General features: G+C 65.6%; 21 protein-coding genes and 1 tRNA gene. All 22 read left to right on the top strand.

Translation table 11 applies throughout. The features are described 5' to 3' along the window. Positions 1 to 197: 197 nt before the first annotated feature. The 22 genes from tpiA (at position 198) to F1599_RS24185 (ending at position 20,875) form a co-directional block, all read left to right on the top strand. Positions 198 to 938, top strand: a complete 741-nt coding sequence (tpiA, locus tag F1599_RS24080) for a triose-phosphate isomerase (protein ID WP_150084774.1) — start codon at positions 198 to 200, stop codon at positions 936 to 938. 45 nt (positions 939 to 983) lie between these two features. Beyond that, positions 984 to 1,352, top strand: a complete 369-nt coding sequence (secG, locus tag F1599_RS24085; protein ID WP_149319385.1) for a preprotein translocase subunit SecG — start codon at positions 984 to 986, stop codon at positions 1,350 to 1,352. Between the two features lie 199 nt (positions 1,353 to 1,551). Beyond that, positions 1,552 to 1,636, top strand: a tRNA-Leu gene (locus F1599_RS24090). Between the two features lie 169 nt (positions 1,637 to 1,805). After that, a complete protein-coding gene (locus F1599_RS24095) occupies positions 1,806 to 2,165 on the top strand; it encodes an NADH-quinone oxidoreductase subunit A (protein ID WP_144828915.1) in 360 nt (119 codons plus the stop codon). Positions 2,166 to 2,171: 6 nt separating this feature from the next. After that, complete coding sequence (locus F1599_RS24100; protein WP_006156837.1) at positions 2,172 to 2,654, top strand: NuoB/complex I 20 kDa subunit family protein; 483 nt, start codon at positions 2,172 to 2,174, stop codon at positions 2,652 to 2,654. A 1-nt stretch (position 2,655) separates the two neighbouring features. After that, positions 2,656 to 3,255, top strand: coding sequence for an NADH-quinone oxidoreductase subunit C (locus F1599_RS24105; RefSeq protein WP_149319384.1), 600 nt, complete (start codon positions 2,656 to 2,658; stop codon positions 3,253 to 3,255). A gap of 19 nt (positions 3,256 to 3,274) precedes the next feature. Beyond that, the gene (locus tag F1599_RS24110; protein WP_149319383.1) at positions 3,275 to 4,528 is read left to right on the top strand and encodes an NADH-quinone oxidoreductase subunit D; all 1,254 of its coding nucleotides are present in this window, start codon (positions 3,275 to 3,277) and stop codon (positions 4,526 to 4,528) included. Positions 4,529 to 4,694: 166 nt separating this feature from the next. Next, positions 4,695 to 5,195 (top strand): NADH-quinone oxidoreductase subunit NuoE, encoded by a 501-nt coding sequence (nuoE, locus tag F1599_RS24115; protein ID WP_149319382.1) that lies wholly within the window; start codon positions 4,695 to 4,697, stop codon positions 5,193 to 5,195. Between the two features lies 1 nt (position 5,196). Continuing rightward, positions 5,197 to 6,492 (top strand): NADH-quinone oxidoreductase subunit NuoF, encoded by a 1,296-nt coding sequence (gene nuoF, locus F1599_RS24120; protein WP_053821438.1) that lies wholly within the window; start codon positions 5,197 to 5,199, stop codon positions 6,490 to 6,492. 12 nt (positions 6,493 to 6,504) lie between these two features. Next, a complete protein-coding gene (gene nuoG, locus F1599_RS24125) occupies positions 6,505 to 8,871 on the top strand; it encodes an NADH-quinone oxidoreductase subunit NuoG (protein WP_150084775.1) in 2,367 nt (788 codons plus the stop codon). Between the two features lie 30 nt (positions 8,872 to 8,901). Then, positions 8,902 to 9,966, top strand: coding sequence for an NADH-quinone oxidoreductase subunit NuoH (nuoH, locus tag F1599_RS24130; RefSeq protein WP_150084776.1), 1,065 nt, complete (start codon positions 8,902 to 8,904; stop codon positions 9,964 to 9,966). 98 nt (positions 9,967 to 10,064) lie between these two features. Then, on the top strand, positions 10,065 to 10,556 hold the full coding sequence (nuoI, locus tag F1599_RS24135; protein WP_149319379.1) for an NADH-quinone oxidoreductase subunit NuoI: 492 nt from the start codon (positions 10,065 to 10,067) through the stop codon (positions 10,554 to 10,556). Between the two features lie 127 nt (positions 10,557 to 10,683). Next, a complete protein-coding gene (locus tag F1599_RS24140) occupies positions 10,684 to 11,325 on the top strand; it encodes an NADH-quinone oxidoreductase subunit J (RefSeq protein ID WP_149319378.1) in 642 nt (213 codons plus the stop codon). A gap of 15 nt (positions 11,326 to 11,340) precedes the next feature. Beyond that, positions 11,341 to 11,646 (top strand): NADH-quinone oxidoreductase subunit NuoK, encoded by a 306-nt coding sequence (gene nuoK / locus F1599_RS24145; protein WP_006576687.1) that lies wholly within the window; start codon positions 11,341 to 11,343, stop codon positions 11,644 to 11,646. Between the two features lie 72 nt (positions 11,647 to 11,718). Further along, positions 11,719 to 13,827, top strand: coding sequence for an NADH-quinone oxidoreductase subunit L (gene nuoL / locus F1599_RS24150; protein ID WP_150084777.1), 2,109 nt, complete (start codon positions 11,719 to 11,721; stop codon positions 13,825 to 13,827). A gap of 14 nt (positions 13,828 to 13,841) precedes the next feature. Further along, positions 13,842 to 15,308 (top strand): NADH-quinone oxidoreductase subunit M, encoded by a 1,467-nt coding sequence (locus tag F1599_RS24155; RefSeq protein WP_149319376.1) that lies wholly within the window; start codon positions 13,842 to 13,844, stop codon positions 15,306 to 15,308. Positions 15,309 to 15,326: 18 nt separating this feature from the next. Then, on the top strand, positions 15,327 to 16,802 hold the full coding sequence (gene nuoN, locus F1599_RS24160; RefSeq protein WP_149319375.1) for an NADH-quinone oxidoreductase subunit NuoN: 1,476 nt from the start codon (positions 15,327 to 15,329) through the stop codon (positions 16,800 to 16,802). Between the two features lie 45 nt (positions 16,803 to 16,847). Continuing rightward, a complete protein-coding gene (locus F1599_RS24165) occupies positions 16,848 to 17,156 on the top strand; it encodes a DUF2818 family protein (RefSeq protein ID WP_053821445.1) in 309 nt (102 codons plus the stop codon). A gap of 48 nt (positions 17,157 to 17,204) precedes the next feature. After that, complete coding sequence (locus F1599_RS24170) at positions 17,205 to 17,840, top strand: NUDIX domain-containing protein (protein WP_223819859.1); 636 nt, start codon at positions 17,205 to 17,207, stop codon at positions 17,838 to 17,840. A 146-nt stretch (positions 17,841 to 17,986) separates the two neighbouring features. Next, the gene (locus F1599_RS24175; protein WP_149319374.1) at positions 17,987 to 18,451 is read left to right on the top strand and encodes a DUF1178 family protein; all 465 of its coding nucleotides are present in this window, start codon (positions 17,987 to 17,989) and stop codon (positions 18,449 to 18,451) included. Positions 18,452 to 18,540: 89 nt separating this feature from the next. Next, positions 18,541 to 19,743 carry an acyl-CoA dehydrogenase family protein gene (locus F1599_RS24180; protein WP_149319373.1) on the top strand — a complete coding sequence of 401 codons (1,203 nt, stop codon included), beginning with the start codon at positions 18,541 to 18,543 and terminating at the stop codon, positions 19,741 to 19,743. Positions 19,744 to 19,756: 13 nt separating this feature from the next. Beyond that, positions 19,757 to 20,875: an acyl-CoA dehydrogenase family protein gene (locus F1599_RS24185; protein WP_149319372.1), complete on the top strand. Its 1,119-nt coding sequence runs from the start codon at positions 19,757 to 19,759 to the stop codon at positions 20,873 to 20,875. The last annotated feature ends 87 nt before the right edge of the window (positions 20,876 to 20,962 follow it).

The raw sequence follows: 20,962 nt of genomic DNA on the forward strand, positions 1-20,962 counted from the left end.
GGGCTGGCCTGGGCTCGCCGGGGCTGACCGGGGCTGACCGGGGCTGACCGGGGCTGACCGGGGCTGACCGGGGCTGGTTTGGTCGGGCTTGGTCAGGCTTGGTCGGGCGCTAGGTTCGCGCGCTTTCCGGCCGATCGGCGTAGCGCCCCGTCCCCGCGCACGGTAGAATAGCGGGTTTGATTTTGAGAGGCGCTTTCGTGAGACAAAAGCTCGTCATCGGCAACTGGAAGATGCATGGCAGCCTGGCTGCCAACGAGGCCCTGCTGAACGGTATCAAGGCCGGCGCCCCTGCGGGTGCCAGCCTCGCGGTGTGCGCGCCGTTCCCCTATCTGGCGCAGTGCCAGGCGTTGCTGGCGGGCAGCCAGGTCGCCTGGGGCGCCCAGGACGTGTCGGCCGAGGCGCGCGGCGCGTTCACCGGCGAGGTGGCGGCGTCGATGCTGGCCGAGTTCGGCGTCAGCTACGTGCTGGTGGGGCATTCCGAGCGCCGCACCTATCATGGCGAGAGCGATGCCGGTGTCGCAGCCAAGGCGCTGCGGGCCCTCGAATTCGGCATCGTGCCGGTGATCTGCGTCGGCGAGACGCTGGCGCAGCGCGAGGCGGGCGAAACCGAGGCCGTGGTCGGCCGGCAGCTGCAGGCCGTGCTGGACGCGCTGTCGGTGGAGCAGCTGGGTCGCGTGGTGCTGGCCTATGAGCCGGTCTGGGCCATCGGTACCGGCAAGACCGCCAGCAAGGAGCAGGCCCAGGCCGTGCACGCCTTCCTGCGGGCCCAGGTGGCTGCGCGCGACGCCGGCGTGGCGCAGCGCATGGCGATCCTGTACGGCGGCAGCGTCAAGCCGGACAATGCGGCCGAGCTGTTCTCGATGGCCGATATCGACGGCGGCCTGATCGGCGGCGCCTCGCTCAAAACCGAAGATTTTCTCGCGATCGGCAACGCCTGATGCCGGCCGCACCGACCGTCTGAATCAGGCAAGCGAATCGAATCCATGGCAATTCTGAAAACTCTATTGATGGTCGCGCAGGTGCTGTCGGCACTGGGCGTGATCGGCTTGGTGCTGCTGCAGCACGGCAAGGGCGCCGACGTCGGCGCGGCGTTCGGCTCGGGCGCCTCGGGCAGCCTGTTCGGCGCCACCGGCTCGGCCAACTTCCTGTCGCGCACCACGGCCGTGCTGGCCACGCTGTTCTTCGTCTGCACGCTGGCGCTGACGCTGCTGGGCAACTACCGTCCGTCGGCCTCGCTGGGCGTGATGGGCGCGGCTCCGCAGACCGCTCCGGCCCCGGCCGCCTCGGTGCCGGCTGCATCGGCGCCGGCCGCTGCCGCATCGGCGCCGGCGGCTCCCGCCGTGCCGAAATAATCCGGCATTCGCGCCCGGGATTGCCGAACATTTTGCACTTGTGCATTGAACAAAGTGGCGATCATGGGTTAGAATGCAGGGCTTGAAACGATTCCCCAGCGACGGTTCCTGGCGGTGCGGCCAAATAGCAAAAATGGCCGCAAAACCAGCATACCGAAGGGCTTGAAACCCGGCGCCAGGCAATATTGTTTCTCCCCCAGCCGACGTGGTGAAATTGGTAGACACGCTATCTTGAGGGGGTAGTGGCGAAAGCTGTGCGAGTTCGAGTCTCGCCGTCGGCACCAAACAACTTGATCGGAGTCTGCTCCCGGGCAATGCCCCGGTGAGGGGCTCCGGCAGTCCGCAAGGCGGCGCCGTGATGTCTGCGCAATGGCGTTGGGCGCTTGGGGTGGGCAACAGGACGCCGCTTCAGCTGGTGCTGTTGACAACATTCCAGATAAGGCTGGCCGTACCTTGAATCTCGAAGCCTATTTCCCCGTTCTCATCTTCATCATCTTCGGCGTGGTGCTCGGCCTCGCGCTGATGTCGATCGGCCGGATCCTGGGTCCGAACAAGCCCGACGCCGCCAAGCTCTCGCCCTACGAGTGCGGCTTCGAAGCGTTTGAGGACGCGCGCATGAAGTTCGACGTGCGCTATTACCTCATCGCCATCCTTTTCATTCTGTTCGATCTCGAAACCGCTTTCCTTTTCCCGTGGGGCGTCGCCCTGCAGGACATCGGCTGGCCGGGTTTCATCGCCATGGGCGTGTTTCTGCTGGAATTCATCGTGGGCTTCGTCTACATCTGGAAAAAGGGCGCGCTCGATTGGGAGTGATGTGAAATGGCAATCGAAGGCGTTCTGAACGAAGGCTTCGTCACGACTACCGCTGACAAGCTGATCAACTGGACCCGCACCGGGTCGCTGTGGCCGATGACCTTCGGCCTGGCCTGCTGTGCCGTGGAAATGATGCATGCCGGCGCCGCGCGCTACGACATGGACCGCTTCGGCGTGATCTTCCGCCCGTCGCCGCGCCAGTCGGACGTGATGATCGTGGCCGGCACGCTGTGCAACAAGATGGCCCCCGCCCTGCGCAAGGTGTACGACCAGATGGCCGAGCCGCGCTGGGTCATCTCGATGGGCTCGTGCGCCAACGGCGGCGGCTACTATCACTACTCGTATTCGGTGGTGCGCGGTTGCGACCGGATCGTGCCGGTCGACATCTACGTGCCGGGCTGCCCGCCGACGGCCGAAGCGCTGATCTACGGCATCATCCAGCTGCAGAACAAGATCCGCCGCACCAACACCATCGCGCGCAAGGGTTGACATGGCCAAGCTCGATACCCTGAAGTCCGCGCTGGAGAAGGCGCTCGGCAATCGCATCGGCAAGCTGGTGGAGTCGTTCGACCAGCTGACGCTGATCGTCAAGGCCGACGACTACCTCGAAGTGGCCCGCATCCTGCGCGACGATCCGTCGCTGCGTTTCGAGCAGCTGATCGACCTGTGCGGCGTCGACTATTCCACCTATGGCGACGGCGCCTGGGACGGTCCGCGTTTCGCCGCGATCTCGCATCTGCTGTCGCTGACGCATAACTGGCGCCTGCGCGTGCGCGTGTTCGCGCCGGACGACGACATGCCGGTGATCCCGTCGCTGATCGACGTGTGGAACTCGGTCAACTGGTTCGAGCGCGAGGCGTTCGACTTCTTCGGCATCATCTTCGAAGGCCATCCGGACCTGCGCCGCATCCTGACCGACTACGGCTTCGTCGGCCATCCGTTCCGCAAGGACTTCCCGGTGTCCGGCTATGTCGAGATGCGCTACGACCCAGAGCAGAAGCGCGTCATCTATCAGCCGGTCACGATCGAACCGCGCGAGCTGACGCCACGGGTGATCCGCGAGGAAAACTACGGCGGCCTGAAGCACTGACCGGCACTGAGAACCCGCGATGGCAGATATCAAGAATTACACCCTGAACTTCGGTCCGCAGCACCCGGCGGCGCACGGCGTGCTGCGCCTGGTGCTGGAGCTGGACGGCGAAGTGATCCAGCGCGCCGACCCGCACATCGGCCTGCTGCACCGTGCCACCGAGAAGCTGGCCGAGCAGAAGACCTGGATCCAGAGCGTGCCGTACATGGACCGTCTCGACTACGTGTCGATGATGGCCAACGAACACGCCTACGTGATGGCGATCGAGAAGCTGGTCGGCATCGACGTGCCGATCCGCGCGCAGTACATCCGCGTGATGTTCGACGAGATCACGCGCCTGCTGAACCATCTGATGTGGATCGGCTCGCACGCGCTCGACGTCGGCGCGATGGCGGTGTTCCTGTACGCGTTCCGCGAGCGCGAGGACATGTTCGACATGTACGAGGCGGTGTCGGGCGCGCGGATGCACGCGGCCTACTATCGTCCGGGCGGCGTCTATCGCGACCTGCCCGACACGATGCCGCAATACAAGGCGTCCAAGGTCCACAACGAGCGGGCGATCAAGGCGATGAACGAGGCGCGCTCCGGCTCGCTGCTCGACTTCATCGAGGATTTCACCAACCGGTTCCCGAAGTACGTCGACGAGTACGAGACGCTGCTGACCGACAACCGGATCTGGAAGCAGCGACTGGTCGGCATCGGCGTGGTCAGCCCGGAACGCGCGCTGCAGATGGGCTTTACCGGCCCGATGCTGCGCGGCTCGGGGATCGAGTGGGACCTGCGCAAGAAACAGCCCTACGAGGTCTACGACAAGCTCGACTTCGACGTGCCGGTCGGCGTGGGCGGCGACTGCTATGCGCGCTATCTGGTGCGGGTGGAAGAAATGCGCCAGTCCAACCGCATCATCAAGCAATGCGTCGACTGGCTGCGCCGCAATCCCGGCCCGGTGATGAGCGACAACCACAAGGTCACGCCGCCGTCGCGCGTCGACATGAAGTCGAACATGGAAGAGCTGATCCACCATTTCAAGCTCTTCACCGAAGGCATTCGCGTGCCGGAGGGCGAGACCTACGCGGCGGTGGAGCACCCGAAGGGCGAGTTTGGCATCTACGCGATCTCCGACGGCGCGAACAAGCCGTACCGTCTGAAGATCCGCGCACCGGGCTTTGCCCACCTGGCCGCGCTCGACGAAATGGCCAAGGGCCACATGATCGCGGATGCGGTGACGATCATCGGTACGCAGGACATCGTGTTCGGCGAGATCGACCGCTAACGACGTGCCGCCGCCGGACGACGATCCGGACCGACCGCGGCAAGCCGGCATGGGGCTCATGCCTGCGAGGACAACGCAGCGACGGCTGCAACTGATGCGGACCGCGCCACCGGCTGGCGCGTTTCGCTTGTAAATCGGCGCATTAGGCAACACCACGGCAACGACCATGCTATCAGCAGAAGCTCTCAAGGAAATCGATCGCGCGATCGCCAAGTATCCGGCCGACCAGAAGCAATCGGCCGTGATGGCGGCATTGGCCGTGGCGCAGGGCGAAGTGGGCTGGGTGTCCCCGGAAGTCATGGAATTCGTGGCCAAGTACCTCGACATGCCGCCGGTGTGGGTGGAGGAAGTGGCCACCTTCTACAACATGTACGACACCAAGCCGGTCGGCCGCTACAAGCTGACCGTCTGTACCAACCTGCCTTGCGCACTGTCCGGCGGCGAGCGTGCCGGCGAGTACCTGAAGCGCAAGCTGGGCATCGACTACAACGAGACGACCCCGTGCGGCACCTTCACGCTGAAGGAAGGCGAGTGCATGGGCGCCTGCGGCGACGCCCCGGTGATGATCGTCAACAACACCCGCATGTGCAGCTTCATGAGCGACGCCAAGCTCGACGCGCTGGTCGACGAGCTCAAGGCCGAAGCCGCTGCCAAGGGGGACAAGTAATATGACCTGTCTGCACGACCGCCATATCCAGCCGCTGATCCTGGCCGGGCTGGATGGCAAGAACTGGCATCTGGAAGACTACGTCAAGCGCGGCGGCTATCAGCAGCTCAAGCGCATCCTGACCGAGAAGGTGCCGCCCGAGCAGGTGATCGCCGACGTCAAGGCCTCGGGCCTGCGCGGCCGCGGCGGCGCGGGCTTCCCCACCGGCCTGAAGTGGAGCTTCATGCCGCGTCAGTTCCCGGGCCAGAAGTACCTGGTCTGCAATACCGACGAGGGCGAGCCTGGCACGTTCAAGGATCGCGACATCATCCGCTACAACCCGCACGCGCTGATCGAAGGCATGGCCATCGGCGCGTACGCGATGGGCATCACCGTGGGCTACAACTACATCCACGGCGAGATCTGGAACGAGTACAAGATCTTCGAGGAAGCTCTCGAAGAGGCGCGCGCGGCCGGCTTCCTGGGTGACAACATCCTGGGCTCGGGCTTCAGCTTCCAGCTGCATGCCCACCACGGCTATGGCGCCTACATCTGCGGCGAGGAAACCGCGCTGCTCGAATCGCTGGAAGGCAAGAAGGGCCAGCCGCGCTTTAAGCCGCCGTTCCCGGCCAGCTTCGGCCTGTACGGCAAGCCGACCACGATCAACAACACCGAGACCTTCGCCGCGGTGCCGTTCCTGCTGGCCGTCGGTCCCGAGAATTACCTGAAGATGGGCAAGCCGAACAACGGCGGCACCAAGATCTTCTCGGTCTCGGGCGACGTCGAGCGTCCCGGCAACTACGAGATTCCGCTCGGCACGCCATTCGCGACGCTGCTGGAACTGGCCGGCGGCATGCGCGGCGGCAAGAAGCTCAAGGCCGTGATCCCGGGCGGCTCGTCGGCGCCGGTGGTGCCGGCGGACCTGATGATGGCGTCCGACATGGACTACGACTCGATCGCCAAGGCCGGCTCGATGCTGGGCTCGGGCGCGGTGATCGTGATGGACGAGACGCGCTGCATGGTTCGCTCGCTGCTGCGCCTGTCCTATTTCTACTTCGAAGAATCGTGCGGCCAGTGCACGCCGTGCCGCGAAGGCACCGGCTGGCTCTACCGCATGGTGAACCGCATCGAGCATGGTGAAGGCCGCCAGGAAGACCTGGACCTGCTCAACAACGTTGCCGAAAACATCATGGGCCGCACCATCTGCGCGCTCGGCGATGCGGCGGCGATGCCGGTCCGCGGCATGCTCAAGCACTACTGGAAAGAGTTCGAATATCACGTCGAACACAAGCAGTGCATGGTTCCGGCCTACATCTAAGCGTGGCAGAACATGGTTGAACTCGAAATCGACGGCAAGAAGGTTGAGGTTGCGGAAGGCAGCCTGGTGATGGAAGCGGCCCGCAAGCTGGGCACCTACATCCCGCACTTCTGCTATCACCGCAAGCTGTCCATCGCGGCCAACTGCCGCATGTGTCTGGTCGAGGTCGAAAAGGCGCCGAAGGCGCTGCCGGCCTGCGCCACGCCGGTTACCGCGGGCATGAAGGTCTTCACCAATTCGGAGAAGGCGGTCAAGGCCCAGAAGTCGGTGATGGAATTCCTGCTGATCAATCACCCGCTCGATTGCCCGATCTGCGATCAGGGCGGCGAGTGCCAGCTGCAGGATCTGGCGGTCGGCTACGGCGCCTCGGAATCGCGCTACAAGGAAGAGAAGCGCGTGGTGTTCCACAAGAACGTGGGCCCGCTGATCTCGATGGAAGAGATGACGCGCTGCATCCACTGCACCCGCTGCGTGCGCTTCGGCCAGGAAGTGGCCGGCGTGATGGAGCTGGGCATGCTGAACCGCGGCGAGCACTCCGAGATCACAACCTTCGTGGGCAAGACGGTGGACTCCGAGCTGTCGGGCAACATGATCGACCTGTGCCCGGTCGGCGCGCTGACCAGCAAGCCGTTCCGCTACACCGCGCGGACGTGGGAGCTGTCGCGCCGCAAGTCGGTGTCGCCGCACGACGGCCTGGGCACGAACCTGATCGTCCAGTCCAAGAACCACCGCGTGATGCGCGTGCTGCCGCTGGACAACGAGGCCATCAACGAATGCTGGCTGTCGGACCGCGACCGTTTCTCGTACGAGGGCCTGAACAGCGCCGACCGCCTGACGCGGCCGATGATCAAGCAGGACAACCAGTGGCTCGAGACCGACTGGCAGACCGCGCTCGAATACGTCGCCAACGGCCTGGCCGGCATCAAGCGCGAGCATGGCGCCGACCAGATCGCCGCGCTGGCCAGCCCGCACGCCACCGTCGAGGAGCTCTATCTGCTCGGCAAGCTGGTGCGCGGCCTCGGTAGCGACAATATCGACTTCCGCCTGCGCCAGGCCGATTTCTCGGCGCCGGTAGCGGGCGCACCGTGGCTCGGCATGCCGATCGCGGACGTGTCGACGCTGCAGGGCGCGCTGGTGATCGGCGCCTCGCTGCGCAAGGATCAGCCGCTGCTGGCCTCGCGCCTGCGCCAGGCCGCCAAGAAGGGTGCACGCGTCGCCGTGCTGGGCGCCAGCCCCGAAGATCTGCTGATGCCGCTGGCGGCGCGCATCGCCGTGGCGCCGTCGGCCTGGGCCGCCGCGCTGGCCGGCGTGGCGCGCGCGGTCGCGGCCGCCAAGGGCGTCGCCGCTCCGGCCGGTACGGACGGTTTCGACGGTGGCGCGCTGGCCGAGGCGGCCGCGCAGGCCCTGCTGTCGGGCGAGCGCCGTGCCGTGTTCCTCGGCAACGAGGCGGTCCGCCATCCGCAATTCGCCGCGCTGCACGCGCTGGCGCAGTGGATCGCGGACAACACCGGCGCCACGCTGGGCTTCCTGACCGAAGCGGCCAACACCGTCGGCGCGCATCTGGTCGGCGCGCTGCCGCGCCAGGGCGGGGCCGATGCCCGCGCCATGCTGGAGTCGCCGCGCAAGGCCTATGTGCTGCTGAACGCCGAACCCGAGTTCGACACCGCCGACCCGCAACGCGCGCTGGCCGCGCTGAGCCAGGCCGGCACCGTGATCGTGCTGTCGCCGTTCCGCTCCGACGCCGCGCTGCAATACGCCGACGTGATCCTGCCGATCGCGCCGTTCAGCGAGACCTCGGGCACCTACGTGAACTGCGAAGGCGTGCCGCAAAGCTTCAACGGCGTGGTGCGTCCGCTGGGCGAGACCCGCCCGGCGTGGAAGGTGCTGCGCGTGCTGGGCAATCTGCTCGACGTGCCGGGCTTCGACTACGAGACCGCCGAGTCGGTCCGCGACGAAGCGCTGGCCGAAGCGATCGCTCCGCGCCTGAACAACCGCACGTCCGCCGCGATCCAGGTCGCCGCGCCGTCGGCCAACGGTGCCGTGCCGGCGATCGAGCGCGTCGCCGACGTGCCGATCTACCACTCGGATGCGATCGTGCGCCGTGCCGATTCGCTGCAGCTGACCGCTGCCGCGCGCCGCGCGATGCAGGTGGGCCTGTCGGCCGACCTGTTCGCCGCGCTCGGCGTGGCCGCCGGCGATCCGGTGCGCGTGACGCAAGGGCAGGGCAGCGTCGTGCTGCCGGCCGTGCTCGAGGAAGGTCTGCCCGCCAATACGGTGCGCGTGTCGGCGGCCACGCCGGCCGCCGTCGGCCTCGGGCCGATGTTCGGCACCGTGCTGGTGGAAAAGGCGGTGGAACTGGCCCCGGTGGCCGCGGCTTAAAGAAGCGAATACGACAGGCGAGAGAGAAAGATGATCGATTGGATTACCTCGCAGGGACAGGCCGTCTTCGGTGGCGCATGGACGCCGCTGTGGATCCTGATTCGCGCCGTGGTCATCGTGGTGCCGCTGCTGCTGTGCGTGGCCTACCTGATCCTGTGGGAGCGCAAGCTGATCGGCTGGATGCACGTGCGGATCGGCCCGAACCGGGTCGGCCCGCTGGGCCTGCTGCAGCCGATCGCCGACGTGCTGAAGCTGCTGCTCAAGGAAGTGATGACGCCCTCGCAGGTCAGCAAGGGCCTGTACCTGATCGCGCCGCTGATGGTGCTGATGCCGGCCGTGGCGATCTGGGCGGTGATCCCGTTCCAGGCCGAGGTGGTGATGGCCGACGTCAACGCCGGCCTGCTGTATGTGATGGCGATCAGCTCGGTCGGCGTCTACGGCGTGATCCTGGCGGGCTGGGCCTCGAACTCGAAGTACGCCTTCATCGGCGCGATGCGTGCCGCCGCGCAGATGGTGTCGTACGAAATCGCGATGGGCTTCGCGCTGGTCACGGTGCTGATGGTGTCGGGCAGCCTGAACCTGTCGGCGATCGTCAACGGCCAGAACACCGGCTACTTCGCCAACATGGGCCTGAACGTGCTGTCGTGGAACTGGCTGCCGCTGCTGCCGATGTTCGGCGTCTACTTCATCTCGGGCGTGGCCGAAACCAACCGCCACCCGTTCGACGTGGTGGAAGGCGAATCGGAAATCGTGGCGGGCCACATGATCGAGTACTCGGGCATGGGCTTCGCGCTGTTCTTCCTGGCCGAATACATCAACATGATCATCATCTCGACGATGACCGCGCTGATGTTCCTCGGCGGCTGGGCGCCCCCGGTCGACAGCGTGGTCACCAACGCGATCCCGGGCTTCTTCTGGCTGCTGATCAAGGTGTTCCTGCTGCTGTCGGTGTTCATCTGGATCCGCGCCTCGTTCCCGCGCTACCGCTACGACCAGATCATGCGCCTGGGCTGGAAGGTCTTCATTCCGCTGACCGTCGCATGGCTGATCATCGTGGCGATCTGGATCAAGTCGCCCTGGAACATCTGGCACTGAAATCGCCGCCGATCCCGGCCACGAAGCCGGCCGGGACGGGCCAAACCGGGCCGCGGCGCACGCGCCGCGCCCGGTGGAATTACTAGGAAGCAATCGTCATGCTGCTCGCCATCAAGGACTTCTTCAACAGCCTGCTCCTGAAGGAACTCTTCAAGGGCATGGCCTTGACCGGCCGCTATCTCTTCGCCCGCAAGATCACGGTGCAGTTCCCCGAGGAGAAGACGCCGATCTCGCCGCGCTTCCGCGGCCTGCACGCGCTGCGCCGCTATCCGAACGGCGAGGAGCGCTGCATCGCCTGCAAGCTGTGCGAAGCGGTCTGCCCGGCGCTGGCCATCACGATCGAGTCGGACGTGCGCGCCGACGGCACCCGCCGTACCACGCGCTACGACATCGATCTGACCAAATGCATTTTCTGCGGCTTCTGCGAGGAAGCCTGCCCGGTCGACGCCATCGTCGAAACCCAGATTCTCGAGTACCACGGCGAGAAGCGCGGCGACCTGTATTTCACCAAGGACATGCTGCTCGCGGTGGGCGACCGCTACGAGCCGCAGATCGCGGCGGCCAAGGCGGCGGACGCGAAGTACCGCTGATCGCGCCGGGCGCGCGCATCGGGCCGCAAGGCTTCATATTGAATCGGGCCCCGCGAGGGGCAACTAGAAGGATGCCGCAAGGGCAGGCCGCCGGGGGTGGCCTGTGCCGTGCGGCACGACGAGAACCATGGAATTCACGACCACCATCTTCTACGTCTTCGCAGTGGTGCTGGTGCTCTCCGCACTGAAAGTCATCACCGCCAAGAACCCGGTGCACTCGGCGCTGTACCTCGTGCTGTCGTTCTTCACGGCAGCCGCGCTGTGGATGCTGCTGCAGGCCGAATTCCTCGCCATCCTGCTGGTGCTGGTCTACGTCGGCGCCGTGATGGTGCTGTTCCTGTTCGTCGTGATGATGATCGATATCGATATCGAGCACCTGCGGCGCGACTTCTGGACCTATGTGCCGCTGGCCTCGGTGGTGGGCGCGCTGATCATCGCGGAAATGGCGATCGTGCTGGTGCGCAACTTCATCGGCACCACGCAGCCGCTCAAGCCGATGCCGCAGGGTTCCGACTACTCGAACACCGGCGCGCTCGGCCAGGTCATCTACACCGACTACATCTACGCCTTCGAGGTGGCCGGCATCATCCTGCTGGTGGCCATCATCGCCGCGGTCGCGCTGACGCTGCGCCGCCGCAAGGACACCAAGGCGCAGGACGTGTCCGAACAGCTGCGCACCCGCCGCGCCGACCGCGTGCGGCTGGTCTCGATGCCGGCACAGACCGCGCAAGCCGCCGGCGAGCAAGCCGACGCCGCCAACAAGAACTGAAGATCGGGGAACGACGTGCTCTCTCTCGCCCATTTCCTGGTGCTCGGTGCGATCCTGTTTGCGATCAGCATCGTCGGCATCTTCCTGAACCGCAAGAACGTGATCGTGCTGCTGATGGCGATCGAGCTGATGCTGCTGGCGGTCAATATGAACTTCGTCGCCTTTTCGCACTATCTGGGCGATCTGGCCGGCCAAGTCTTCGTTTTCTTCATCCTGACGGTGGCCGCCGCCGAGTCGGCGATCGGTCTGGCAATCCTGGTCGTGCTGTTCCGCAATCTGGACACGATCAACGTCGACGACCTGGATGCGCTCAAGGGCTGATGCCCGCGAGCCGATCCTGTCGAAACACGTCACCCAACCGACCGCACCCGACCGCACACCAACAAGCGTCCTATGGCAACCACGCTCAACCCCAACCTGCTGCTCGCGATTCCGCTGGCGCCGCTCGCCGGCGCGGCCATCGCGGGATTGTTCGGCACCAAGTTCTTCGGATCGTTCTCGTCGGAGACGCGCGCCGGCCGCGCCATCGCCCACACCGTGACCATTCTCGGCGTGGCGATCGCCTGCCTGCTGTCGCTGCTCGTGCTGCGCGACGTGATGGTGGATGGGGCCAGCTTCAACGCCACCGTCTATGAGTGGATGGTGCTGCCGTTCAACGGCCATCCGCTGAAGATGGAGGTCGGCTTCCTGGTCGACTCGCTGACCGCAATGATGATGGTGGTGGTGACCTTCGTCTCGCTGATGGTGCACATCTACACCGTCGGCTACATGCAGGGCGACCCCGGCTACAACCGCTTCTTCGCCTACATCTCGCTGTTCACCTTCTCGATGCTGATGCTGGTGATGAGCAACAACTTCCTGCAGCTGTTCTTCGGCTGGGAAGCGGTGGGCCTCGTCTCGTATCTGCTGATCGGCTTCTGGTACACCCGTCCGACCGCGATCTTCGCCAACCTGAAGGCCTTCCTGGTCAACCGCGTCGGCGACTTCGGCTTCATCCTGGGCATCGGCCTGCTGCTGGCCTACAGCGGCAGCCTGAACTACACCGACGTGTTCGCCGCGCGCGACCAGCTGGCGACCGTGACCTTCCCGGGCACCGACTGGATGATGCTGACGGTGGCCTGCATCTGCCTGTTCATCGGCGCGATGGGCAAGTCGGCGCAGTTCCCGCTGCACGTGTGGCTGCCGGACTCGATGGAAGGCCCGACCCCGATCTCGGCGCTGATCCACGCGGCCACCATGGTGACCGCGGGCATCTTCATGGTCAGCCGCATGTCGCCGCTGTTCGAGCTGTCCGACGCCGCGCTGTCCTTCGTGCTGGTGATCGGCGCGATCACCGCGCTGTTCATGGGTTTCCTGGGCATCATCCAGAACGACATCAAGCGCGTGGTCGCGTACTCGACGCTGTCGCAGCTGGGCTACATGACGGTCGCGCTGGGCGCCTCGGCCTACCAGGTCGCGGTGTTCCACCTGATGACCCACGCCTTCTTCAAGGCGCTGCTGTTCCTGGCCGCGGGCTCGGTGATCATCGGCATGCACCATGACCAGGACATCCGCAACATGGGCGGCCTGCGCAAGTACATGCCGATCACCTGGATCACCTCGCTGGTCGGTTCGCTGGCGCTGATCGGCACGCCGTTCTTCTCGGGCTTCTACTCGAAGGACTCGATCATCGAGGCCGTGGCCGAGTCGCACATCGCCGGTTCGGGCTTCGCCTACTTCGCCGTGATGGCGGGCGTGTTCGTCACCGCGTTCTACTCGTTCCGGATGTACTTCCTGGTATTCCACGGCGAGGAGCGCTTCGGCAAGCCGCACCTGCACCACGACCACGCCGAGGAAGAGGAAGAGGCGCATGGCGACGACCATCACCATGGCCTGGCTCCGGGCGAGAAGCCGCACGAGTCGCCGTGGGTCGTGACGCTGCCGCTGGTGCTGCTGGCGATCCCGTCGGTGGTGATCGGTGCGATCGCGATCGAGCCGATGCTGTTCGGCGACTTCTTCAAGAACGGCGTGGCCTTCCAGAACGTGATCTTCGTCGGCGAGAACCATCACGCGATGCGCGAGCTGGGCGAGATGTTCCACGGCTGGGTCGCGATGGGCATCCACTCGCTGCAGACCCCGGTGCTGTGGCTCGCGCTGGCCGGCGTGGTGCTGTCGTGGTTCTTCTACATGAAGCGCCCCGACATCCCGGCGGCCATCCAGCAGCGCTTCAGCGGCGTGTACAAGTTGCTCGACAACAAGTACTACATGGACGCCATCAACGAGGCGGTGTTCGCCCGCGGCGCGCGCCTGCTCGGCACGGGCCTGTGGAAGGGCGGCGACCAGGGCCTGATCGACGGCCTGCTGGTCAACGGCGCCGCGCGCGTGGTCGGCTGGGTCGCCTCGGTCAGCCGCTACGTGCAGTCCGGCTATATCTATCACTACGCATTCGCGATGATCCTGGGCATGCTGGTGCTGCTGTCGATCACGATCTTCGGCTCGGCTAGCGCGGTGGGCGCCAAGTAAGGAATACAACGAAAATGGTTCTCTCTTTCGCTATCTGGCTGCCTGTCTTTTTCGGCTTGCTGGTGCTGGCTTTCGGCTCGGATCGCAGCCCGGGCTTCGTCCGCTGGACCGCGTTGTTCGGCTCGATCGTCAGCTTCCTGGTCACGCTGCCGCTGATTCTGAACTTCGACCGCGGCACCGCGCAGATGCAGTTCGTCGAGAAGTATTCGTGGATCGAGCGCTTCAACATCAACTACCACCTCGGCGTCGACGGCATCTCTATGTGGTTCGTGGTGCTGACCGCCTTTATCACGGTGATCGTCGTGATCGCCGGCTGGGAGGTCATCACCGAGCGCGTGGCGGCCTACATGGCCTCGTTCCTGATCCTGTCGGGCATCATGGTCGGCGTGTTCGCCTCGCTCGACGGCATGCTGTTCTACGTGTTCTTCGAGGCCACGCTGATCCCGATGTACATCATCATCGGCGTCTGGGGCGGTCCGAACCGGGTCTACGCGGCCTTCAAGTTCTTCCTCTACACGCTGCTCGGCTCGCTGCTGACGCTGATCGCGCTGCTGTACCTGTACAACAAGACCGGCAGCTTCGAGATCCTGCAATGGCATCAGGCCAGGCTGTCGATGAACGAGCAGGTGCTGCTGTTCCTGGCGTTCTTCCTGGCCTTCGCGGTCAAGGTGCCGATGTGGCCGGTCCACACCTGGCTGCCCGACGCCCACGTCGAGGCGCCCACCGGCGGCTCCGTGGTGCTGGCCGCGATCATGCTGAAGCTGGGCGCCTACGGCTTCCTGCGCTTCTCGCTGCCGATCGCGCCGGACGCCAGCCACAGCCTGGCCGCGTTCATCATCGCGATCTCGCTGGTGGCCGTGATCTACATCGGCCTGGTGGCGATGGTGCAGGCCGACATGAAGAAGCTGGTCGCGTACTCGTCGATCGCCCACATGGGCTTCGTCACGCTGGGCTTCTTCATCTTCAGCGAGATCGGCATCGAGGGCGGCATCGTGCAGATGATCTCGCACGGCTTCATCTCGGGCGCGATGTTCCTTTGCATCGGCGTGCTCTATGACCGCGTGCACTCGCGCCAGATCGCCGACTACGGCGGCGTGGTCAACACGATGCCGAAGTTCGCGGCCTTCGCGGTGTTCTTCGCGATGGCCAACAGCGGCCTGCCGGCCACCTCGGGCTTCGTCGGCGAGTGGATGGTGATCCTGGGCGGCGTCCAGTACAACTTCTGGATCGGCCTGGCGGCGGCCACCTCGCTGATCCTCGGCGCGGCCTATTCGCTGTGGATGGTCAAGCGCGTGGTGTTCGGCGATATCAAGCACCAGCACGTCGCCGAGCTGGTCGACCTGAACAAGCGCGAGTTCGTCATGCTGGGCCTGCTGGCCGCGATGACGCTGTACATGGGCCTGCATCCGAAACCCTTTACCGATGTGATGCACGCATCGGTGGTCAACCTGCTGTCGCACGTGGCGCAGTCCAAGCTGTAAGCAGGGAGAGAACGAATCATGGAATCGACCACGACTTGGGCGCCCGTCGCCCCGATCATCTTCCTGGCGATCGCCATCGCGGCGGTCAACTGGATCGACCTCGCGCGCGGCAAGAACCGCCCGAGCGTCGCCTATCCGCTGTCGCTGCTGATCACGCTGGTACTGACCGTCTGGTTCGGCCTGAACGCCGCCAACGGCGAGACCCACTACGCCTTCTCGAACCTGGCCGTGATCGACCCGATGGCGAACGTGCTGGCCTCGTTCTCGGCGCTGGCGCTGTTCGTGACGCTGGTCTACACCCGCCGCTACCTCGGCGACCGTGACCTGTACGCCGGCGAGTTCTACATGCTGGCGCTGTTCACGCTGGGCGGCCAGATCGTGATGATCACCGGCAACAACTTCCTGACGCTGTACCTCGGCGTGGAACTGCTGTCGCTGTCGTCGTACGCGCTGGTCGCGCTGCGCCGCGATTCGCGCGTGACGTCCGAATCGGCGATGAAGTACTTCGTGCTGGGCGCGCTGGCCTCGGGCTTCCTGCTGTACGGCATGTCGATGATGTACGGTGCCACCGGTTCGCTGAACCTGGGCGAAGTGTTCCGCGTGGTCGAATCCGGCCGCGTCAACACGACGATGCTGGCCTTCGGCGTGGTGTTCCTGGTCGCCGGCCTGGCCTTCAAGCTGGGCGCCGCGCCGTTCCACATGTGGATTCCGGACATCTACCAGGGCTCGCCGACCGCGGTGACGCTGCTGATCGCCGGTGCGCCGAAGCTGGCCGCCTTCGCGATGACGCTGCGCATCCTGGTCGAAGGCCTGCTGCCGCTGGCGGTGGACTGGCAGGTCATGCTGTCGGTGCTGGCGGTGGTGTCGCTCGCGATCGGCAACCTGACCGCGATCGTGCAGAGCAACCTGAAGCGGATGCTGGCGTATTCGACGATCTCGCACATGGGCTTCCTGCTGCTGGGCATGCTGTCGGGCGTGGCCGGCGGCCAGACCGACGGCGCCGCCAGCGCGTACGGCTCGGCGATGTTCTACGCGGTCACCTACGTGCTGACCACGCTGGGCACCTTCGGCATCATCCTGCTGCGCACCAACAAGGGCTTCGAGGCCGAGACGCTGGAAGACCTGAAGGGCATGTCGCGCAAGAACCCGTGGTTCGCGCTGCTGATGCTGGTGATGATGTTCTCGCTGGCCGGCATCCCGCCGACCGTGGGCTTCTACGCCAAGCTGGCCGTGCTCGAGGCGGTGGTCGCGGCGGGCATGTCGTGGCTGGCCGTGGTGGCGGTGCTGTTCTCGCTGATCGGTGCGTTCTACTACCTGCGCATCGTCAAGCTGATGTACTTCGACGTGCCGGCCGGCGAGGAAACGCTGGAAGCCTCCGGCGGCCTGCGTTCGCTGCTGAGCCTGAACGGCCTGGTGATCGTCGCGCTGGGCATCTTCCCCGCCGCGCTGATGAACCTGTGCTACCAGGTCGTGCGCACCACGCTGGGCGCCTGAGCGCCCGGCCGACGCGCACACGAAGCGAATCCCACCCAAACCGCAATGAGCGCATCCGCGGGCGGCTGGTTTGTCATCCTGCTGGCATTGGCCTGTGCCAATCTGCCGTTCGTCAACCAGCGCCTGTTTGCGGTCATTCCGCTCGGCAAGCCGCGCAAGCCGTTCTGGGTGCGGCTCGCCGAGCTGATCGTCTACTATCTGCTGGTCGGCGCGGTCGGGTTCGCGGTCGAGGCCGGCCTGGGCAACCGCTTTGCCCAGGGCTGGCAGTTCTACGCGATCACCGCCTGCCTGATGCTGGTGTTCGCCTTCCCCGGCTACACCTGGCAGTACCTGGTCAAACATCGCGCGAGCTGACGCCGAACCCGGCATGACCTTCGGCGGCCTCGCCATCCCGGAGGGTTCATGTCGTCATCCCATTCGAAAGCCGCCTCCCTGGTCTCTCCCGAAGCGCTCGACGCCGGCGGCGACGACCATCTGAAGGAAGTCCCCCTGGCGTCCGCGACGCTGCACCGGGGCAAGTTTCTGACGCTGAAGCAGGACATCGTGCGGCTGCCCGACGGCAAGCAGGCCGGCCGCGAGTATGTCGAGCACCCGGGCGCGGTGATGATGATCCCGCTGTTCGACGACGGCACCGTGCTGGTGGAGCGCCAGTTCCGCTATGCGGTGCGCGAGGTCATGCTCGAATTCCCGGCCGGCAAGCTGGACCCGCAGGAAGGGGCGCAGCGCTGCGGCGAGCGCGAGCTGCGCGAGGAAACCGGCTACAGCGCCGCGCGCTGGGACTACCTGACCCGCATCCACCCGGTAATCTCGTACTCGACCGAGTTCATCGACCTGTTCCTGGCGCGCGAGCTGACCGCCGGCGAGGCGGCGCTGGACGACGGCGAATTCCTCGAAACGCTGATCGTGCCGGCCGGGCAGGTGATCGACTGGGTCCGCCAGGGCCGCATCACCGACGTCAAGACCATCATCGGCGCGTTCTGGCTGGAAAAGGTGCTGTCGGGCGCCTGGCAGCCGGGCGAGCAGAAGGTGCCGGGCTGAGCGCCGCCCACCTTTAAATTCGCCGAAGCGCTACCATCTTCCCGACAGGCCAGCCTCCGGGCTGGCACCGGTCAGGAAAAAATTAGAACGACCGTTCACAAATTTGCGATTCACGGCTAATATTGCTTTGACGGGCTGGAAACATCATGAAGGTGCTCGACCTGCGCTGTGCGCATGACCATCGGTTCGAAGGCTGGTTTGCTTCGGAGGACGATGCGCAGTCGCAGATTTCGCGCGATCTCGTTCAGTGTCCTGTCTGCGGCGACCACGCGGTGACGCGGCTGCCGAGCGCCCCGCGCCTGAATCTGTCCGGCGCGGCCGAGCGAGCGCCGACGCCGCGGGCGCCGGCACCGCAGGCACAGGAGGCGGTCCCGCAGGCGGCGCAGGTTCTGCAATCGCTGTATCTGAAGGCGGTCAGGCAGGTGCTGGCGCAGACCGAGGACGTGGGGCCGCGCTTTGCCGAGGAGGCCAGGCGCATGCATTACGACGAGGCACCGGAACGCGGCATCCGCGGGACGGCGTCGCCGGAGGAAGTGCAGGCGCTCGCCGAAGAGGGCATCGAAACGTTTCCGCTCGTGGTGCCGGATGCGCTGAAGCAGACGGCTCACTGAATCGCGTCCCGTGCCCGCCTTCGCGCCGGTGCGAGGGCGCGTTGGCCAGAACAATTTGCCGGCCGCAGCCGGCATCACTGGAGACGGGCATGGATCTCAATTACACGGCGGCCGACAACGCCTTCCGCGAGGAAGTGCGCAGCTGGCTGGAAGCCAACCTGCCGGCGGACATTCGCGCCAAGATTCTGAATCACCGCCGGCCCAACCGCGACGATCTGGTGCGCTGGCACAAGATCCTGGCGGGCAAGGGCTGGTCGGCGCCGCACTGGCCGGTCGAGTTTGGCGGCACCGGCTGGAACGCGACCCAGCGCCATATCTGGGATGAGGAAAATGCCCGCGTCGGCGCGCCCGGCGTGCTGCCTTTCGGCGTGGCGATGGTCGCGCCGGTGATCATGAAGTACGGCAACGAGCAGCAGAAGTCGTACTACCTGCCGCGCATCCTGGACTGCACCGACTGGTGGTGTCAGGGCTATTCGGAGCCGGGCTCGGGCTCGGACCTGGCCTCGCTGAAGACCCGCGCCGAACTGACGCCGGACGGCAAGCACTACATCGTCAACGGCCAGAAGACCTGGACCACGCTCGGCCAGCACGCCGACATGATCTTCTGCCTGGTCCGCACCGACCCCGAGGCCAAGAAGCAGGAGGGCATCTCCTTCCTGCTGATCGACATGAAGACGCCGGGCATCACCGTGCGTCCGATCATCATGCTCGACGAGGACCACGAGGTGAACGAGGTCTTCTTCGACAACGTCAAGGTGCCGGTCGAGAACCGCGTCGGCGAAGAGAACAAGGGCTGGACCTACGCCAAGTACCTGCTCGGCCATGAGCGCACCGGCATCGCCCGCGTCGGCAATTCCAAGCGCGAGCTGGGCTTCCTGAAGCGCGTCGCGCGCCAGCAGCAGAAGAACGGCAAGCCGCTGCTGGAAGATCCGGTATTCGGCGCCAAGGTCGCCGCGCTGGAGATCGAGCTGATGGCGCTGGAAATCACCGTGCTGCGCGTGGTCTCGAGCGAGAGCGCCGGCAAGGGCCCCGGCCCCGAGGCCTCGCTGCTGAAGATCAAGGGCACCGAGATCCAGCAGATGCTGACCGAGCTGATGGTCGAGGCCGTCGGCCCGTACGCGCAGCCGTTCGACCGCGACTACCTGGAGTGCGAGACCGAGCATGCGGTGACCGGCTACGACGATGCCGCGCCGCTGGCCGCGTACTACTTCAATTTCCGCAAGACCTCGATCTACGGCGGATCCAACGAAATCCAGAAGAACATCATCAGCCAGATGATCCTGGGGCTGTGAGGAGACAGGAACCATGAACTTCAATCTCAGCGACGAGCAGAAGCAACTGGCTGACGCGGTACGCCGCTTCATCGACAAGAGCTACGACTTCGAGTCCCGCAAGAAGGCCTACAAGAGCGAGACCGGCTACAGCGAAGCGGCCTGGAACGCGCTGGTCGAGCTCGGCCTGACCGCGCTGCCGGTGCCCGAGGCGCAGGGCGGCTTCAACGGTACCGCCATCGACATGATGGTGGTAATGCAGGAGCTGGGCCGCGGCCTGGTGGTCGAGCCGTATCTGGCGACGGTGACCGCGGCCTACGCGCTGAAGCAGGCCGGCGGCCAGGACGCCGTGCTCGAACAGGTTGCCGGCGGCGAGATCAAGCTGGCCACCGCGTTCAACGAGCGCGAGGCGCGCTACGCGCTGAACGACGTGCGCGTGACCGCCAGGGGCGGCAAGCTGAACGGCACCAAGGTCGTGGCGGTCCACGGCGGCCAGGCCGACAAGCTGGTGGTGTCCGCACGCACCGGCGGCGGCAATGCCGACCAGGACGGCATCTCGCTGTATCTGGTCGATGCCAGGGCCCCGGGCGTCACGATCCGCGACTACCGCACCATCGACAATCTGCACGCGGCCGATATCACCTTCCAGGACGCCGCCGGCGAACTGCTGGGCGCCGAAGGGCAGGGCTGGGCGCTGCTCGAGCAGACCGCCGACTACGCCGCGGTGCTGCTGTGCGCCGAGGCCGTGGGCGTGATGGACACGCTGACCGCCGCCACCATCGAGTACGCCAAGACGCGCCAGCAGTTCGGCGTGCCGATCGCGCGCTTCCAGGCGCTGCAGCATCGCATGGTCGAGATGTTCATCCATGCCGAGCAGTCGCGCTCGATCACGCTGCTGGCCGCGGCCCGCTTCGACGAGGCCAGCCCCGAGGAGCGCCGCCGCTATGTGTCGGCGGCCAAGGCCCGCGTCGGCCAGGCCGCGCGCACGGTCGGCCAGGAAGCGGTGCAGATCCACGGCGGCATGGGCGTGACCGACGAACTGCCGGCCGCGCACATGTTCAAGCGGCTGACGCTGATCAACACCACCTTCGGCGATGTCGACCATCATCTTGGCCGCTTCGCCAGCCTGCCGGAATTCCAGCAGGCGGCATGATGGCCAGCCGTTGAGGCAACACAGGCCGCGCTCGGGCGTCAACGTCCGGCGCGGCTTTTTGCTTTGCGGACCAGAACAACCCAGCAG

It is taken from the genome of Cupriavidus cauae (genome assembly GCF_008632125.1).
Taxonomy (GTDB): Bacteria; Pseudomonadota; Gammaproteobacteria; order Burkholderiales; family Burkholderiaceae; genus Cupriavidus; species Cupriavidus cauae.

Coding starts and splice junctions, on each gene's coding strand:
- secG (WP_149319385.1), top strand. CDS start 984: ATGGCAATTCTGAAAACTCTATTGATGGTCGCGCAGGTGCTGTCGGCA.
- F1599_RS24100 (WP_006156837.1), top strand. CDS start 2,172: ATGGCAATCGAAGGCGTTCTGAACGAAGGCTTCGTCACGACTACCGCT.
- F1599_RS24105 (WP_149319384.1), top strand. CDS start 2,656: ATGGCCAAGCTCGATACCCTGAAGTCCGCGCTGGAGAAGGCGCTCGGC.
- F1599_RS24110 (WP_149319383.1), top strand. CDS start 3,275: ATGGCAGATATCAAGAATTACACCCTGAACTTCGGTCCGCAGCACCCG.
- nuoE (WP_149319382.1), top strand. CDS start 4,695: ATGCTATCAGCAGAAGCTCTCAAGGAAATCGATCGCGCGATCGCCAAG.
- nuoF (WP_053821438.1), top strand. CDS start 5,197: ATGACCTGTCTGCACGACCGCCATATCCAGCCGCTGATCCTGGCCGGG.
- nuoG (WP_150084775.1), top strand. CDS start 6,505: ATGGTTGAACTCGAAATCGACGGCAAGAAGGTTGAGGTTGCGGAAGGC.
- nuoH (WP_150084776.1), top strand. CDS start 8,902: ATGATCGATTGGATTACCTCGCAGGGACAGGCCGTCTTCGGTGGCGCA.
- nuoI (WP_149319379.1), top strand. CDS start 10,065: ATGCTGCTCGCCATCAAGGACTTCTTCAACAGCCTGCTCCTGAAGGAA.
- F1599_RS24140 (WP_149319378.1), top strand. CDS start 10,684: ATGGAATTCACGACCACCATCTTCTACGTCTTCGCAGTGGTGCTGGTG.
- nuoL (WP_150084777.1), top strand. CDS start 11,719: ATGGCAACCACGCTCAACCCCAACCTGCTGCTCGCGATTCCGCTGGCG.
- F1599_RS24155 (WP_149319376.1), top strand. CDS start 13,842: ATGGTTCTCTCTTTCGCTATCTGGCTGCCTGTCTTTTTCGGCTTGCTG.
- nuoN (WP_149319375.1), top strand. CDS start 15,327: ATGGAATCGACCACGACTTGGGCGCCCGTCGCCCCGATCATCTTCCTG.
- F1599_RS24165 (WP_053821445.1), top strand. CDS start 16,848: ATGAGCGCATCCGCGGGCGGCTGGTTTGTCATCCTGCTGGCATTGGCC.
- F1599_RS24170 (WP_223819859.1), top strand. CDS start 17,205: ATGTCGTCATCCCATTCGAAAGCCGCCTCCCTGGTCTCTCCCGAAGCG.
- F1599_RS24175 (WP_149319374.1), top strand. CDS start 17,987: ATGAAGGTGCTCGACCTGCGCTGTGCGCATGACCATCGGTTCGAAGGC.
- F1599_RS24180 (WP_149319373.1), top strand. CDS start 18,541: ATGGATCTCAATTACACGGCGGCCGACAACGCCTTCCGCGAGGAAGTG.
- F1599_RS24185 (WP_149319372.1), top strand. CDS start 19,757: ATGAACTTCAATCTCAGCGACGAGCAGAAGCAACTGGCTGACGCGGTA.